Origin of the sequence: Chryseobacterium vrystaatense, from assembly GCF_000737765.1 — a bacterium.
GTDB lineage: Bacteria > Bacteroidota > Bacteroidia > Flavobacteriales > Weeksellaceae > Chryseobacterium > Chryseobacterium vrystaatense.
Map to the genome: position 1 here is coordinate 70,641 of NZ_JPRI01000012.1, position 16,945 is coordinate 87,585.

The window sequence follows — 16,945 nt, forward strand, 5'->3', positions numbered from 1 at the left end:
ATGTTTCCGATGGGTGATGGCGGAAAGCTATGATCCTGATGCGAACATTATCATCTGTTATCTGAACTGCAATTTCTGTTTTCTGCAACCCTTTCACTTCATTTTATCAAAATAGCGGAAGGTATAACAAAGGATTTTCTATTTTTGAAGGCTATGAAATTAAGATTTGAAAATAATTTGAAGCGGAATATCCTTTTTCAGCTGTTCTTTTGGACCGCTTTATTTTTATTCGGAACTGCCAGAAATTACGGAGCACACGATGACGGAGTTCCTGCAGACGTTATGATTTATAATTTCTGCCATTGGCTGTTTCAGATCGCCGGAGCCAATTTCATCTATTATGTGCTGATCCGGAAGTTTTTTGACCGCAGGAAATATGTCCTGTTTTCATTTTATCTTATCCTAAGTTTATATTTTATTTCTTTAGCCAACCGCATATTCATCATCTATTGTGCTGAACCTTTTTTCGTCAACGAACCGCAGGACAGCCTGTTCAGCATATTTACAGACATCGGTTATCTTTTGACGTGTTATACTTTTCCGATTATCAGCGGGGCCTTTATTTTTATCTCTGTGATGTTTGTGATCCGGTATAAAGATGAAAAAGAAAACACCATACAACTGCAGAAGGAAAAAGCAGAACTGGAACTGAGGTCCCTGAAATCCCAGTTGAATCCCCATTTTCTGTTCAATACCCTGAACAATATCTATTCTCTTTCGATCAGTCATTCGGACAAAACATCGGAATCCATCAGCCGGCTTTCGGATATTTTAGATTACCTATTATACAAAGGCAGCCAAAATGAGGTTCCTGTATCTGAGGAACTTGCCGTGATTGATCATTATATCGCCCTGGAAAGTCTCCGGTACAGCGAAGGAAGACTCACGGTAAGCAGAACTGCTGATTTTTCTTCTGCAGCGACTATTCCTCCCCTTCTTTATCTTACACTGGTTGAAAACGCCTTTAAACATGGTGCAGGCAAAACCAGTGATCATACAGACCTAAAGATTGACATTTCTTCTGACGAACAGTATTCAATTTTCAGGATCGAAAACACTTTCGTAAGCAATGAGGAAAATAATTCTGAAGGAATCGGACTTAAAAATATTGAGAGACAGCTCAAGCTTCGTTATCATGATGATTTTATGCTCAGAGTTTCAAAAGAAAATAATATTTTTAAAGTAGAAATAAAAACACCAGCAGTCTTATGATCAACTGTATTATTGTAGATGACGAACCTTTGGCAGCAGCATTGCTTGAAAAACACATTTCCAGAATCGACCGTTTAAAAGTAGCGGGAAAAGCTGAAAACGCCATCGATGCTTACCAGCTTCTGCGAAAAAGATCAGTAGATTTAATGTTTCTGGATATTCAGATGCCTCATTTGACCGGTATTGATTTTCTAAGATCGTTACCGCAAAAACCACCCACTATTTTTACCACAGCTCACCGCGATTTTGCTCTGGAAGGGTTCGAACTTGAAGTAGTAGATTATCTTTTGAAACCTATTACTTTTGAACGTTTTTTTAAATCTGTAGAACGGGTTTTAAGAAACGAAATTAAAACCTGTGAAGATTTCCTGCTGATCAAAACGGAAGGGATGAACCGTAAAGTTCCCATCCATGAGATTGTCTATATTGAAAGTCAGGGAAATGATATCAGAACAGTTCTGACGGGTAGCGAAAGCCTGCTTTCAAAAGGAAAGATAACAGATCTTGAATCCATTTTATCAGGGAAAGGCTTTATCCGGATTCACCGTTCATTTATCATCAATACCCGGTACGTGACAGCTTTTAATCCTGTTGAATTACAATTGGGAGCATTCATTATTCCGGTTGGAAGAAGTTATAAAAGTGAATTTGATGCTTTTACAACAGCACTTTCTAAAGGTTCTGTAAATTTATAAAAGAATTCCTGCAACATTGCTATTAAAAAAGGGATGTCCTTACTTGCGCTCTACGATATAATACGCCAGCTCAGCATCTGTCCTTTTAAGATTATCCGTACGGCTGAAACCCGCTTTTTCCAGTACTTTCTGCGAGCCGATATTATCTAAATCTGTCACCGCCACAATATCACCGCTTTCTGTATTTAGCAGACAGTATCTCACTAAGGCACGGCTAACTTCCGTCGCGATTCCCCTACCCCAATACTTTTTGTTCAAAGTATATCCAATTTCGATCTGCCCCTCTGCATCAGCAAATTTCCGGGCAAGGCACATGCCTATAAAATCATTGTTTTCAGCATCGAATATTCCAAAACGCCCAAAGGGTCCTTTTGTATAATCTTCCAGAGCTGCGTCGAACATTTCCACATACTGCTCAGGCGAGCGATACGGAAGGTATCGGGTCACCTCTTCGTCTTCAAAAAGGTCACAAAACAAATGCTGTTCGTCAACTGAAAATTGACGGATTATAAAATGCTGATTCTGATGTACAATATGCATATTCAAAAGTTATCATAGTGAAAAAACAAAAGTACACATTATACATTCATCAAAAATAATAAGGTCTGGTATAATTCTTATTTTCAGAAATCCTGCTTCTGACCGTGTGTAAATCTTCCTTATGATTCATTTTTTTTAACCTTTGAGATGTTAATTGACTACCTTTGATTAAGTTAAGAAGCAATACAACAGACTTTCTAAAACTTGAGGCATTAATTAAAATCTTAAATCATGAAGACAATAAAAATAGTTAAACTCTTTTTAATACTCTTATGCTCCTCTTTTGGGACTATCTTTTTCGCACAGTCAAAATCTTACACGCCTGTTTCCAAAGAACTTTATGATACGATCATGAAAAAAGACAGCCTGCTCTTCAGTGCTGCCAACACGGGAAATATTGACCAGCTTAAAACTTTCTTTACTGAAGATCTGGAGTTCTTTCATGATGCGGGAGGTCTGGCCAACTATAAAGAAACAGTAGACAACTTCAGCAGAGTCGCTAAAAACTACAGTTATACCCGAAGAGTTTTGGTTCCGGGATCAGCAGAAGTTTATCCCATTAAAGATTATGGAGCTGTACAAACAGGCCTGCACCAATTTTGCCGCCTGGAAAAAGGGGAACTGATCAACTGCGGTACATTTAAGTTCGTTCATGTCTGGAAAAACACACCTGATGGCTGGAAAATTTCAAGAGTGGTAAGCTATGGACATTAAATTTAAATTAAAAAATTAACTGCAAATCTGAAAACATATTACAGACTGAAAATCAACAAATTAAATCAAAACAAAATTAAAAAAAATGATCATGACAAATAGTGCGTTTTCAGTTGCTGCCTCCGCAAAACTGTACAAATAAATGATTTACAAATACCTACACATATAATGAAATACATAGTATCCGCAGGCCAGCTATTATGGATATTAAAAAAAAGTATTACTTTTGCTTCTACTAATAAAATTGTTTTGAAGCATTTTTATTAGTACTTTTAAAACACAAATTTATAAAATAATTAAAATCCCCTCTACATGAGAAAAATAATTCTACTCATTACATGTATGTTCGGCATTTCAGTTTTCTCACAAATTAAAGTGCTGAAAAACGAAAGTCTGGTGGAAATTGGCAAAGATAATTCCGTAGGTCTATATAAAAAAGAGGATAAGTTTACCATCAACTATCAGGATCTCAATACGAGTAACCTGAATACCATCAGATCATTTTCATTCCAGAATCTGGATGGTGATGTATCGGGTCTTTATAAACTGATCACAGACGGATTTATAACAACTCCTGAAAGCAACATCATTCTGGAGCTTCCCAATGACATCATTGAACTTCACTATGAGAAAAATTATGGACAGCCAACGGTTCAGTTTATTCAGTATATCAATAAAAACCGTAAGTACGTTGGAAAATCACAGTTTTTAAATCAAAAGCAGGTGGAGAAGATTTTCGGAAAGGTAAACGGAAAATCTGCGATGTATGATAAACCCGCCGGAATCAATCATTCCAACACAAAGTCCGGTTCAAACCAGGCTTCAAACGGCACACCAGCTTCAAACGGGAGCAATAAAAATAAAAAATCAAAGAAATAATACTATTATTTTTCAATAATACTGAACTCATTCATCCGAATGAGTTTTTTATTTCTACTTTTGCATAAAGACATTAAGAATTATGCCGCTTCAGATAATCAATTTAACAAAAAAGTTTGGAGAACAAACTGCACTGGACACTATCAATATTTCTATTGATAAAAATGAGATCATTGGTCTTTTGGGCCCAAACGGAGCCGGAAAATCCACGCTGATGAAATCTATTGTCGGAGCACTGAAAATTGACCAGGGCAAAATCATCTTCAACGGAATGGATATTTCCGAAAATGAAATCGAAAGCAAGAAAAAGATAGGGTTTCTTCCCGAAAACAATCCGCTTTATCTGGAAATGTATGTCAGAGAATACCTTCAGTTTGTTGCGAATATCCATAAAATCTCTTCTTCCAGAGTAGATGAAGTCATCGAACTGGTAGGCATTACCCCCGAAAAATCAAAAAAGATCGGACAGCTTTCGAAGGGATATAAACAGAGAGTGGGATTGGCTCAGGCCATTATTCACCAGCCGGACCTTCTTATTCTGGATGAACCGACCAACGGTCTTGATCCCAATCAAATCATTGAGATCAGAAATGTCGTGAAAGAAATCGGACAGCAGAAAACCGTCCTTCTGTCTACACATATTATGCAGGAAGTAGAAGCCTTATGCTCACGGGTCATTCTGATTCATAAGGGAAATATTCTTCAGGACTGCCCTATTGATGAATTTAAAGGTCGATTTAACAGTTTAGAAGAAGCTTTTGCAAGCTACACCGCCGTCTCTTAATTATTTCAATGAAAATTCACATCACTCACGGACAGGGCATTATCAAAGCTCTGTACGATGGTTTTGCCAGCTGCTTAATCATCAGGCGTCCTGTGGCCGTCAACTGGCCGGACTCCCGGGGAAGTGTGGGTGAATATTATGCCGTATCAGAGCTTGCAGAGAAGGAAAAAATAACCTTGGCTGATGGCCTCAACCGTTCCCTTACGAATGGAACAGAAGCTGAAATCATGGCCGGCATTGAAGATTTCCTTACCCTTTTTGAAAATGGGAGCTATCAGGTGAATCTGGGTAAAATACCATTTGATCATTCTAACTTTTACATGAGTGAACCTTTAGCTGCTGACAAAAATTTTCCTGACTGTCAGAAGTTTTCCGGGTGGTTTTACCCTTTTGAAGATTTCAACTATCTGTACACTCTTGAACGTAAAAGTATTAATCCCAAGAGAGTAGATTACTATACTGAGCTGATCAAAAAAGGAGGTCAACCAAAACCTATTATATTTTACAGTCTTTACAACCAGGATCCACAGATGAGCAATGCTTTTGTGCTTGACGGACATCATAAAATTGAGGCTTATAAACGGCTGAAAATGGATATCCCTGCGGTATTCATTTCAAAAGATAATGACAGCTACAGTTCTGCTTCGGAACTTATGCATGGAGCACACTGCATCCTTCATGATTTTGAATTTGACCATTTATTTCAAAACAATGATGAAAATCTGCCCGGCATCAATTTCGTCAATGATGAAGTGCTCACCAATGCCCTGGACAAAATGCTGAAAGAATCAGAAAGAATTGACACCTCCATTATTGAGGTTTTGATCAGGCATCACCAATCAGGATCATCAGAGGAAAGAAGATGGCTGAACAGACGTCTTGATTTTTTAAAAAAAAATATACATCTCAGCTTTTTTAATTTCAGAAAAGGCTTAAATGTCTATATCCCTCAGTATGCTGAAGGCAAAAAAACAAGTGTCTGGTTTCTAAAAACCCTCAGAAATACAATGGAACTGAGTACATGGATCAAAGAAACCGTTTTAAGATAAGTTTCAAATGGCTTCATATTTGATGAGGTTTAGATCCAAACAATAACCCATATTATAATGATCAAAAAAATTGTATTCGCAGCGTTCTGTATCGCTCAGGCTTCTTTAGTTAATGCCGCAGAAAAAACCTCTGTAACAATCAGTACTTCCACTTTATCCAATGAAATACTGCCATTCCAGAAAATACCTAAAACAGTAATTCTTAAAACCAAAAAATTTAAGATCCGAATCGATAAACAGCCTAACGGAAAATACCTTTATCAGTCCTGGGCTGCCAATGCAAAAATTACTTCAAAACCAAGTATGATCATCAGTGATGGTGAACTGATCCCGGATGGCACAGGAGGCAATTACTATTTCAGCTTTGTCAATGAAGGATACAGTTATCAGGTATGGAGAAATTACCTTACTGACTATGGGACTAAATCACCTTATACCTTAAAGGTAAATGATGAAAACGACCATGAAATCGTCCGTCAGGATGCGTTTGTAGTTAAACAGTAATTCCATCAACATATCGAAAAGGTTTCTTTATAATAGAAACTGACACGTACGGTTAAATAACCGCCCGCAGAATTTTATGCCCAAAAATGACGTATAAATCAAAGAATACCAGATCCTGATCACAACATTGTACTCTATCAAATTAATGAAACCTTTTCTGATCTTCTCCGGAATGCTGATGGTATGTTTATCCTGTACTAAAGATAAGCATCCCGATGTTTTAACTTTAAAACAATTAATTGAAAAAGGTGATATTGTTGTGGTTGAAAAAAGAGATTCAACTTTAAGCCATACCATTTCCTTTATAAACGACTCCATCTATCTTTCGAAAAAGCAGCACTTCATTTATCTATCCGGTAAAAGCAGTCATGACAATGTAAAAAAAGAGGCAGATTACGTTATCAAAAACAGTATTGAACTTAAAAATATGATTAACAGGAAAACATATTTTACGGATACCATAGATTCCGGGTCATCTGTGCTTATAGATAATAAAGGTGACCTGTTGATCAACAATACTGTATTTGCCTCTCCCGGCTATTCCACAAGAAAATCTGCAGACAGCAGCAAGGTAAAAGACTACAAAGATATAGAGACGTCTGCAAAAGCCCTTACAATGCTGGATGAATTTGATGAGAGCATCATTTACAAGTGGACAAATACAGGAAAACTAGGGAATCTTCATGATTTATTTTACTTCCAAATTAATGGAACGAAGTTCAAATCTACCACAGAATGTTATTTCATCAGGAATAAGTACTTCTATAATTCTAAATATGGAGTTTTAAAATTTAAGTAAAACACATTAAAATCCGGCTCTCAGAGCACAGACTTTCTGTTTCGTTTTAACCAGGTAATTTAATTACTTAATGAGAAAATAGCTTTCGCAAACAGAATAGGATCAAAAAGGATTAAAAACTAAATGGAATTCGGAATTTTAGGTTCCGGACTGTCTTAAGGCTGTATGGAACCGGCTGGCTTCATAGCTTTCCTGTGCCGCTTTATAACCTATATTAAAAATTTCTTCCAAACGGTCTTTACCCCGCTCGAAAGCTCCGTATGAGGAAAGTTTCTGGGAAGTAATAAACCAGTCGCAGTAATCAAATTTTCCTTTTTCTATTCTGTATGATAGAAGATCGTAGGAACGGGAAACAATAGCTTTAATTGATTTTAAGTCTTTGATATTAATATCATGTGGCGGTGAGACAAAAACACCGATAAGCTTATCACATTCATCTCTGATGATGTCTGCCGGAAAATTGTTGAGCACCCCTCCGTCACAGTACATTTCTTCACCGATGATGTAAGGAGTCGTCACTCCTGGAATAGAACATGAGGCAATGACGGCATCCACTACCTCGAAATTTTCGTCAAAAATTTTCTCTGTTCCGGAAACCAGTTCCGTCGCTACAATTTTCACTTCCTTATTCAGATCCCCCAATTTCATATCATGAAAAATAGGTTTAAGATAATTCCTGAAAATAATGGAAGAAACCAGTCCCGGCTGGTTGAAAGTGAAATGTTTCCAGTTGAAGAAATAAACTGAATTGAAAAAATCCAGAATTTCATCCGGTGTTTTTCCTACTGCATGAAGACATCCCACAATCGATCCTGCACTACAGCAGGACAGCACATCGATGTCTATCTTTTTCTCGTTCAAGAATTTCAACACTCCCGCATGGGCAATTCCTTTGGTACCGCCTCCTGATAAAACCAGCCCTGTTCTCTCAAAATTCATAGAATAAATGTAAGAAAACAGGGCGAGAAAATAAGGTTAAATTTCATAAATCTTATATTTTAGAACTATTCTAACAGATTTGAATGTTGTTTAAAAACAGCAGTTTTCAAAGTATCGAAAAAATTTCACAATATATCGTGTTTTGGATTGTATGAATGCTGATGATTTTGGACATTTACAATTCAAAATACACATGAAGTATGATACAGATAAGAAGGGCATCTATCAGTGATGCCCCATCAATTGCACTGTTGGGAAGAATTACTTTTACCGAAACGTTTTCAGAATATTTTAGAGATCAGAAGGATCTGTTTGATTATTACGAACGTACCTTTGATGTGTCTAAGATAAGAGCCAGCCTTCAGCAAGAAAACAATCAATATTGGATCGCTTTATGGAATGAACTTCCTGTAGGATATGCCAAGCTAAAGATTAATTCCCCTATAGAATCCATTGAAACTGACAATGCTTCGCAGCTGCAGAAAATCTACGTTATGAAAGAATTTTTAGACCAAAAAATTGGCAAACAGCTGATGGATGAACTGATGAATTCTTTCATGGAATCCCATAGAAGTCATTTGTGGCTTTCGGTATTAAAATCCAATACCAGGGCTATCCGGTTTTATGAAAGAACTGGCTTTAAAAAGGCTGGAGAATACCCATTTCAAATTGGAAAAGAATCTTTTGAGTTTTATGTTTTAAGCTTTGAAAAAGAGAAAGATACCATGTGAATCGATTAAAGATAAAGCGGCTAAAAAAATCAGCCTGAAAAATTCCAGGCTGATAGTGATGATTATAGCGATTATTTATTTCAACAGATATTCCTGCATAAATCTGATCACTGCAAGGCGCTGAAAATCTATGTTTTCTTTTTTTCTGAATCCGTGGCCTTCATTTTTAGCTTCCAGATACCATACTGTTTTTCCCTGAGCTTTCAGCTTATCTCTCATCTGAACCGCTTCCGTAACGGGAACTCTGGGGTCATTGGTTCCCTGGATAATAAACATTGGTTTTTTGATCTTGTCAATATTGTTCAGTGGAGCGATCCTGGTAAAGAATTCAGCCATTTTAGGAATTCTTTCATCACCATACTCTACCCTTCTGAGGTCTCTTCTGTATTCTTCCGTGTTTTTCAGGAAGGTATTAAAATCAGAGATTCCCACAATATCTACCGAGCATCTGATCTTATCAGCATATTCATACGCTGTCGCCAATGTCATGAATCCTCCGTAGCTACCGCCCATGATCATAATCCTGTCTTTATCCAGTTCCGGCTGTTTGGCGATCCAATCCAGAAGGCTGCCGATATCTTTCACGGAATTCATTCTTAAATCCCAGTTATCTGCCGCGATGAATGTTTTGCCAAAGCCAGAGGAGCCTCTTACATTAGGATAGATCATCGCAACGCCCATTTCATTGGTAAAGTAGTTGGAAGATCCTATGGAAGAAGCCATAGACTGCCCTTCCGGACCTCCGTGAATGTTAATAATTACGGGTCTTTTTCCTGTAAATTTTGAAGATGCAGGATAATAGAACCCTGAGATCTTCATTTGATCAAAACTATTCCATTCAATCAGCTTTGGAACAGACATATCTGCTGGTTGCATTTCTCCCTGTTCACTTTCTGTCCATCTTTCGATAGTCTGGCTGGCCATATCCATTTTATAGATATCCGAGCCTGAATTGGCTGCTGATCTTGAGAAATAAAGTGATCTTCCGTCATTCGAAAATTTCACACCTCCTATTAATCCAGTTGGAATCTGACTTACAGCCCCGTATTTATTGGTAGCAGTATCCAGAATATAAAGCTTGTTGATTCCACTCTCATTCGTTACAAATGCGATGGTGGACTTGTCTTTGGACAGATCATAGTCTTCTACATTCCACGGAATGGAAGATGTGAGATATTCTGTTTTTTTTGTTTTTAAATTTAAAACAGCCAATCTGCTGAATTCATTGTCACGGTCTGTAACATAGAAAATTTTATCTGGATTTTTACTGAAAGAAGCACCGCTCTGCACTACTCCTTTTTCTTTTCTGTCGGTAATGGGCTCCAGTTTTTTGGTTTCCAGATCGTAGATATACAGATATGAATCGTTGGCAGAAACATATTCAGAGATCAGAAGTTTTTTACCGTCTTCAGAAAGATCTGAAATTCCCCAACCTCCTCCTTTTACTTCCAGAACAAGTCGTGTTTCTTCTGGCTTTAAAGGATTCATGTAATACATATCCCTGTCGCCGCCATTTCTTTTGGTGGATGAAAAATAGAATCCTGAGCCGTCTTTTTTCCATATCACTCCCCCGTTCTGAGATCTTCCTCCATCGGTAAGAAGTTTGGACTCCAGGGTTTTCAGATCCAACTTATAAAGCTGTCCGAATTCATTTCCTCCTGTGTCTTTGGTGTAGATCAGATACTCTCCTTTTACAGGCTCATAAGATGCTGTACTGACCGGTTCATCAAAGAAGGTGAGCTGTTTTCTGGCTCCCATGGGTATCGTGATTTTATGAAGCTGGTTGGTAGATCCAAAACGGGTCACAGCAATGATCTCTTTACCATTAGGGTGAACGCTTGCTATCCCTGCATTTCTGCTTTCAGAATATTTTTTAATTGCCTGGTTCAGGGTCTTGGGAATGGGAAGGATATTCTCTGCAATAAGGTTCTCATTAGGGCTCACAAACTCATTCTTTGTTTGTGCAGAAAACATTCCGGCCAACGAAAAGGCGAGAATAATATATTTGTTTTTCATTCGTTAATTTTTCCCTGAATTTACAAAAAAACCACAGACATTTTTGTCTGTGGTTGTATATAAAGATATTAAGATCTTACTAATTATTGATATACTTTTCAAAGATGGCCGAAAAGTCTTTTTGATTATATTTCTCATAGCTGCTTTTTGACCAGCTGAAAACATATTCATTGACATTTTGTAACTCCTGGCTTTTAGAAACATTTTCCTGTTTTCCTGCAGCAACCGTAGTAATCGCTTTCTGAAGACTTTCAACAGAGAATCCTAAAAGTGACTGATTGTGGTGCACTTCCTGCTGGATCGCCAAAAGAGCTTTGTAAAGATCTTTCAACTGGTCGATCTGTCCTTTGCTCACACTGATCATCAATGGAACATTTCCGATATGAAATGAAATTTCCACATCAAGATCGATCGTTCCCGCAGTTTGCAGTGCTATATTTGAAAAGGGAAACTGGTAGTATTCGTATCTTCTCAAAATCCTCTTTTTGTCGAGAGCACTTGCTCCGTCAATATGAATTAATGCTCTGTTGGTGAAACAGTATTCATCTCTTTTAGATTTGATCAGAAAGAAAATTCTCTCCTGATCTTCTGATAAAATATAATCGTCAGAGTCAACTTTATCATAATCCTGAGACGGAATAATTTTTCCGATATCTCCAAGTCCGAGTGCTTCTGCGGCAAGTTTTTTAAACATCTTTGAATGTATAGGTATTAGTTCAATTGATTTTAGATATGGATCACTTCACCATAAGCTGCTGCTGCTGCTTCCATGATTGCTTCAGAAACCGTTGGGTGAGGGTGGATGGATTTAATGATCTCATGACCTGTTGTTTCCAGTTTTCTGGCAACTACAGCTTCTGCAACCATATCTGTAACTCCTTCTCCAATCATGTGGCAACCTAACCATTCACCATACTTAGCATCAAAAATAACTTTGATAAAACCGTCTGTATTTCCGTTAGCAGTTGCTTTACCACTTGCAGAAAGAGGGAATTTACCTACCTTGATTTCGTATCCCTTTTCTTTAGCCTGCTTTTCTGTAAGACCTACAGATGCTACTTCAGGATGACAGTATGTACATCCAGGGATGTTGCCGTAGTCGATTTTCTCAACGTGCATTCCTTTGATTTTCTCCACACAAGTGATTCCTTCAGCTGAAGCCACGTGTGCTAAAGCCTGGGTAGGAATAATATCTCCGATTGCATAGTAACCAGGAACTGAAGTTTCGTACCATTCGTTTACTAATACTCTTCCTTTATCGGTCTGGATTCCTACTTCTTCCAATCCGATATTTTCGATATTGGCAGCGATACCTACTGCAGAAAGTAGAATATCAGCTTCAAGGGTAATGGTTCCGTTAGCTGTTTTCACAGTAGCTTTTACGCCTTCTCCACTTGTGTCAACGCTTTCTACAGATGCATTGGTCATGATCTCGATTCCAGTCTTTTTAAGAGATTTCTCCAAATGCTTAGAGATTTCTTCGTCTTCTACAGGAACGATATTTGGCATAAATTCTACCACTGTTACTTTCGTTCCCATTGTATTATAGAAATCAGCAAATTCTACTCCGATAGCTCCAGAACCTACAACAATCATAGATTTCGGCTGCTCGGGAAGAGACAATGCCTGTCTGTATCCTATCACTTTTTTACCATCCTGAGGAAGGTTAGGAAGTTCTCTTGAACGTGCTCCTGTTGCGATAATAATGTTTTCTCCTGCATATTCAGTTACTTTACCGTCTTTATCGGTAACAGAAACTTTTTTACCTTTCTGAACTGTAGCTGTCCCAAGAATCACATCGATCTTGTTTTTCTTCATTAGGAATTCGATTCCTTTGCTCATTTTGCTGGCTACGCCACGGCTTCTCTGGATTACGTTTGGAAATTCAAAGCTGGCTTCCACTTTATTCAGACCATAGTCTTCAGCATGGTTGATATAATGAAAAACCTGAGCAGACTTCAGTAAAGCTTTCGTAGGGATACATCCCCAGTTCAGGCAGATACCTCCTAAGTTTTCTTTCTCGATAATTGCAGTTTTGAAACCTAATTGTGCTGCTCTGATCGCAGTAACATAACCTCCAGGACCGCTTCCGATGACAATGATATCGTAGTTCATTATTTTAAAAATTTTTATGCGAATTTAAGGAAAAATATTGGATGTTTTATGCTCTCCCATTTCATATTTCACTGAACACTAACTTCCTTTTGCCAGATGGCAACCCATTCATCGGCTCTGTATATGCTCTTTTAATCTAATCTAAAACTTAAAACCGGAATATAATCCATCTTTATAAAATCACTAATATGTGACATAAGTGTTAAAAAATCCATAATAACCATTTACAAATGAATATTATATATCATTTTTCATATTTTTGTGAAAAATTTAAATCAAATGAAAACAAAGAATTTTATTTCCATTTTAGTTTTGTGGTGTGTGTCTGTTAGTGCCCAAGTTGGTATTAAGACCACCACTCCCAACAGTACTTTAGCAGTGGGCGGATCTCTGGGAGCTGACTACAAGCAAATCACGGCCGCAGCCTACAGCGTCACCGCTACGGATCACTACATCACGTATAACGGAACGGCCAATACCACCTTCACGCTTCCTGCGATCGGAACAGGTACCACAAGCTATACAGGAAGGATTTATAAAATGAAAAACATTTCAGCTTTCAGTATTACCCTGCAGGCCTCAAGCGGAAATACCCTGAGAATCGACAATACACCGGTTGCTTCTTTTGTAATTCCTACCGGTGCTTATGCTGAAGTGGTGAACAACAGCAACACAACGGGAGGCACCTGGGATCTGTCCTTTACCGTACTTCCTAAGCCAAACAATGTAGAAATTTATGGTATGCAGCTGGCGATCCCGCCTCATGCTAACGGAACCGCCCCTGTACCTGACTGGACTAACCATTCTGTAACCACTTATGACAGAGGGACAGGAACGGATGCATGGTGGGTGATCAGCAAAGCATCTACCCCTTATGCTCACACCATTGACTATGCTAATGCAAGCCGCATGATGATCGTATATGAATATCAGGGTCCTGCCTTCAATGTAAGTACCCTATACCCTCTTCTGACAGCAGGTAACAATTCCAGTTTCCCTGATATTTTCACTACTTCTTTCGTGAGCCTTGCCAATGTCGGAGGAAAAACCAGGCTGACCGTTTCTGTCTCCCGTATTGACTTTATCGGAAATAACGGATCCAACAACAGTAACTGGACCGGAACTTTCCTTCTGAATCTGCTGCTGGCAAAGAAATTATATTAATTAAAAACAATAAAGCGGCTACCTCAAACAAGAGACAGCCGCTTTACAGTTTTTGAAAAGGCTTAATTATTTAAGAATTTCTTCGATTCTTTTTTATTTTTACCTGAGTAATTAATAATGAAAGCTCCTTTTGGAAGTTCTTTTTCGATTTGGATTTCATTTGTTTTAGCATTTCCTTTCTGGATAAGTTTTCCGCTAAGGTCATAGATCTGGTAATCTCCAAAAATTGCTTCTCCTGTTAATCTTAAAGTATTTCCTGATTTCAGATAAACAATTTTGGATTCGGATGAAGTATTTCTACTATCAGAAGTTCCTAAAGTTCCTGTTATTCTTACCGCATAGTCTTCTACCTGACCATACTGAAGCTGTGAACATGGAGTCCCGTCAGCAAGTGCAACTCCGTTAAATGTGGCAGCATCCACTGCAACACGCATTCTCAAATAGGTATTGGTAACAGCACCCGCAGGAGGAGTAATTCCGGCTGTGACAATCTTTCCTGACCCTGCTGCTATTGAAGCAGACAGATCATTAACCACCAATTCAGATTCATCAAATGCTCCATTATTGTTATAATCAATCCATACTTTTGTTTTGAACTTATCAGCCTGACCGAAACCATTATCATAAGTAACCTTTAGTGGTGTACTGGAACCGGAAGGAATATCTGTATAATAAGCAGGTCTGATACAGGTAGCGGTAGAATAATCTTCATAAAATTTCGGAGCAGGTTCATCAGAATCATATCCGTTTGTGGTACTGCTTATAGTTCCAAACTGCACTCTGGAAGCTCCAATTCCAAAATTGTTATTAGCCGGATTTACAATTCCACCCGGACTGCACTGTGCAGCCACCACATTAACCGGAGATGGGATAACGGTTGCAGGATCCTGCCCTGCCGTAGAAGTAATCAGGTTCTTTCTGTATTCCATCATCAGCATAATCGCCCGGTCTCTCTGTCCTTCTGTAAATTTACGGTTAGAATTGGTATAATTCATTACGTTATATTGTGTCCCATCATAATTCTGAGTAGTACAGGGATCTGTAGCTGTATTATTTGGAACAGGAACTCCATACATACTTCTTGAAGGAGAAGTATCGCAAACCCTATCACCATCTGTTGCACAGTTATTATTTACAGGGCATGTGGTCTGGCTTGTATAGTTGATTCCCTGAAAAGTATGATACAGTCCGAAAGCATGCCCTAACTCGTGAGTAAGTGTGGTATCATGTTGGTTTTTAAGAGTTGCCACTTTCATAAAACTTTCATAGAAATAATCATAAGATTCCGGGAATCTCGCGTATCCCATAAGGCCACCTGCATTCAGCTGCTGACCATCAAAACCAATGACTACGTAAATATTAAAATATGATGTTTCTGGCCAGTGCGGTGCTAACGTTTTGATCTGGCTGTCACTTGCACCATTACCTGTCGCTGCAGATTTTACTCCTCTTGTATCATATAAAGGAATTGTACTTCCGTTATATCTTACAATACCGGTTGTAGGGGTACAGGTTGGAGATCTTTTAGCCAATACAAGTTTAAAAGGAATTACATTTCCTCCTGCTGCTCCTGCCCCTTCAGGATAGAATCCGTTTCCGTAAGTCGTAGCATACATTTTGTTGGCTCTGTCAATCCAGTTGATCACGTCCTGATCTGTTAAAGCTAAATTTGAATTAGCTGTTGCACTGGACTCAATCACATGAACTACAATTGGAATTTCGAAAGTCTGTCCGGTATAAAGCCCATTCCAGGAAGTAGATCCTCCCACCTTATTAAGAAAAGCCTGCTTGTCCATATTCCTTAACCTCGCTTCCGTTTCTTCCCTTTTTTTCTTTAATTCAGGGAATCTACTGTCCATTTTTTGCATTTCCTCATCAAAACCACAAAAATTTTCCGTGTTTTGAGAAAAAGCATTAAAAAACAACAAAAGAACTAAAATAGTACTAATTTTCTTCATTTTACAATTATTTTCTGGTTAATTTCCCGCAAATATATCGTTTTTTTATCAAAATAATAAAAAACAAAGTAAAAAAAGCAACTCTGAATAATAGATGGAGTTCTTTCAGTAGTGTTATCGCAATCACATCATTAAAATTCTTTATAATTAAACAGTCCTTTTATAGTCTTGCACCCCAAAAATTACATAAAAAAACCTCCAAATCATTGGAGGTATATGCCTAAATATTATTTTTTTCTTTTTTCAGGAGTGCTTTTTGGCTTTCATATTTTTTCTTTAAGGCTTCTTTATGAGCTTTCTTCTGATCTTTGCCAAGCACCGGATTATTTTCAATTCGTTTCTTGTCCTGTTCATATTTTTTCTCAAGCAGGCCCATTTTATCTTCTACCATTCTTTTTCTTTGATCTTTAGAACTTCCGTATTTCTTTTTATAGGCTTCATCGAACACTCTGTTTTCCTGATCCTGCTTTAAGGCCAACTCCTTTTTCAGTCTCGCTTTTTCAGGACCTGATAATCTGGGATTCATATTAATTTTTCTATACTGCTCAGCATATGCTTTATTGATCTGGTCCTGGGTTTTCTGTGCAGAAACAGGAACTGACAAGCTTAAAAAAATGATTGTGGAAATAAAAATTTTATTCATAATAGGTATGTTTTAGAATGGCTTTAAGTAAGGTAATCTCCAATAAAACCAATCAGACTCACTTTAAACATGCAGAATGCATGCCATTACTACTTCCTGTTATCCCTGCTGTGAAGCCAAAAAGTACAATTTAAATCTTAAACAATAATTTAAAAAAAATAAGCAATTTTATTACACCTCTCTACGAAATATAAAATTTTAAC

The 16,945-nt window shown here is 37.8% G+C and carries 17 protein-coding genes; 10 read left to right on the plus strand and 7 right to left on the minus strand.

Annotated features, from left to right (window positions below):
* The first annotated feature begins 153 nt into the window (after positions 1 to 153).
* Both IW16_RS22675 and IW16_RS22680 read left to right on the plus strand, forming a co-directional pair.
* The gene (locus tag IW16_RS22675; RefSeq protein WP_034750163.1) at positions 154 to 1,212 is read left to right on the plus strand and encodes a sensor histidine kinase; all 1,059 of its coding nucleotides are present in this window, start codon (positions 154 to 156) and stop codon (positions 1,210 to 1,212) included.
* Positions 1,209 to 1,907, plus strand: a complete 699-nt coding sequence (locus IW16_RS22680) for a LytR/AlgR family response regulator transcription factor (protein WP_051890642.1) — start codon at positions 1,209 to 1,211, stop codon at positions 1,905 to 1,907. Before IW16_RS22675 ends, IW16_RS22680 begins: the two co-directional genes overlap by 4 nt.
* 39 nt (positions 1,908 to 1,946) lie before the next feature.
* Here the strand turns inward: IW16_RS22680 and IW16_RS22685 are convergent, their stop codons facing one another.
* Positions 1,947 to 2,447 (minus strand): GNAT family N-acetyltransferase, encoded by a 501-nt coding sequence (locus IW16_RS22685; RefSeq protein WP_034750166.1) that lies wholly within the window; start codon positions 2,445 to 2,447, stop codon positions 1,947 to 1,949.
* Between the two features lie 231 nt (positions 2,448 to 2,678).
* Here IW16_RS22685 and IW16_RS22690 point away from each other — a divergent pair, with 231 nt between their 5' ends.
* The 6 genes from IW16_RS22690 to IW16_RS22715 all read left to right on the plus strand — a co-directional run bounded on the left by IW16_RS22690 (position 2,679) and on the right by IW16_RS22715 (position 7,176).
* The gene (locus IW16_RS22690) at positions 2,679 to 3,161 is read left to right on the plus strand and encodes a nuclear transport factor 2 family protein (protein ID WP_034750169.1); all 483 of its coding nucleotides are present in this window, start codon (positions 2,679 to 2,681) and stop codon (positions 3,159 to 3,161) included.
* A gap of 312 nt (positions 3,162 to 3,473) precedes the next feature.
* Positions 3,474 to 4,040 carry a hypothetical protein gene (locus tag IW16_RS22695; RefSeq protein ID WP_034750172.1) on the plus strand — a complete coding sequence of 189 codons (567 nt, stop codon included), beginning with the start codon at positions 3,474 to 3,476 and terminating at the stop codon, positions 4,038 to 4,040.
* An 82-nt stretch (positions 4,041 to 4,122) separates the two neighbouring features.
* Entirely contained in the window at positions 4,123 to 4,824 is a 702-nt protein-coding gene (locus IW16_RS22700) for an ABC transporter ATP-binding protein (RefSeq protein ID WP_034750175.1), read from the plus strand.
* Between the two features lie 8 nt (positions 4,825 to 4,832).
* Complete coding sequence (locus IW16_RS22705; RefSeq protein WP_034750177.1) at positions 4,833 to 5,873, plus strand: ParB N-terminal domain-containing protein; 1,041 nt, start codon at positions 4,833 to 4,835, stop codon at positions 5,871 to 5,873.
* A gap of 57 nt (positions 5,874 to 5,930) precedes the next feature.
* Positions 5,931 to 6,377, plus strand: a complete 447-nt coding sequence (locus tag IW16_RS25950; protein ID WP_051890646.1) for a hypothetical protein — start codon at positions 5,931 to 5,933, stop codon at positions 6,375 to 6,377.
* Positions 6,378 to 6,522: 145 nt separating this feature from the next.
* Positions 6,523 to 7,176 carry a hypothetical protein gene (locus tag IW16_RS22715; protein WP_034750180.1) on the plus strand — a complete coding sequence of 218 codons (654 nt, stop codon included), beginning with the start codon at positions 6,523 to 6,525 and terminating at the stop codon, positions 7,174 to 7,176.
* A 138-nt stretch (positions 7,177 to 7,314) separates the two neighbouring features.
* Here IW16_RS22715 and IW16_RS22720 read toward each other — a convergent pair whose 3' ends face one another.
* The gene (locus IW16_RS22720) at positions 7,315 to 8,115 is read right to left on the minus strand and encodes a patatin-like phospholipase family protein (protein WP_034750183.1); all 801 of its coding nucleotides are present in this window, start codon (positions 8,113 to 8,115) and stop codon (positions 7,315 to 7,317) included.
* 200 nt (positions 8,116 to 8,315) lie between these two features.
* Here IW16_RS22720 and IW16_RS22725 point away from each other — a divergent pair, with 200 nt between their 5' ends.
* A complete protein-coding gene (locus IW16_RS22725) occupies positions 8,316 to 8,846 on the plus strand; it encodes a GNAT family N-acetyltransferase (RefSeq protein ID WP_034750184.1) in 531 nt (176 codons plus the stop codon).
* Between the two features lie 75 nt (positions 8,847 to 8,921).
* Here the strand turns inward: IW16_RS22725 and IW16_RS22730 are convergent, their stop codons facing one another.
* The 3 genes from IW16_RS22730 to lpdA form a co-directional block, all read right to left on the minus strand.
* Positions 8,922 to 10,862: a S9 family peptidase gene (locus tag IW16_RS22730; protein WP_051890650.1), complete on the minus strand. Its 1,941-nt coding sequence runs from the start codon at positions 10,860 to 10,862 to the stop codon at positions 8,922 to 8,924.
* 79 nt (positions 10,863 to 10,941) lie between these two features.
* Complete coding sequence (locus IW16_RS22735; protein ID WP_034750186.1) at positions 10,942 to 11,556, minus strand: PH domain-containing protein; 615 nt, start codon at positions 11,554 to 11,556, stop codon at positions 10,942 to 10,944.
* Between the two features lie 32 nt (positions 11,557 to 11,588).
* Entirely contained in the window at positions 11,589 to 12,977 is a 1,389-nt protein-coding gene (gene lpdA, locus IW16_RS22740; protein ID WP_034750188.1) for a dihydrolipoyl dehydrogenase, read from the minus strand.
* Between the two features lie 279 nt (positions 12,978 to 13,256).
* Between lpdA and IW16_RS22745 the strand changes: the two genes are divergently transcribed.
* Entirely contained in the window at positions 13,257 to 14,141 is an 885-nt protein-coding gene (locus tag IW16_RS22745; protein ID WP_034750190.1) for a hypothetical protein, read from the plus strand.
* Between the two features lie 62 nt (positions 14,142 to 14,203).
* Here the strand turns inward: IW16_RS22745 and IW16_RS22750 are convergent, their stop codons facing one another.
* Entirely contained in the window at positions 14,204 to 16,099 is a 1,896-nt protein-coding gene (locus IW16_RS22750) for a GEVED domain-containing protein (protein WP_034750192.1), read from the minus strand.
* Positions 16,100 to 16,319: 220 nt separating this feature from the next.
* Positions 16,320 to 16,742, minus strand: coding sequence for a hypothetical protein (locus tag IW16_RS22755; RefSeq protein WP_034750195.1), 423 nt, complete (start codon positions 16,740 to 16,742; stop codon positions 16,320 to 16,322).
* Between the last annotated feature and the right edge of the window lie 203 nt (positions 16,743 to 16,945).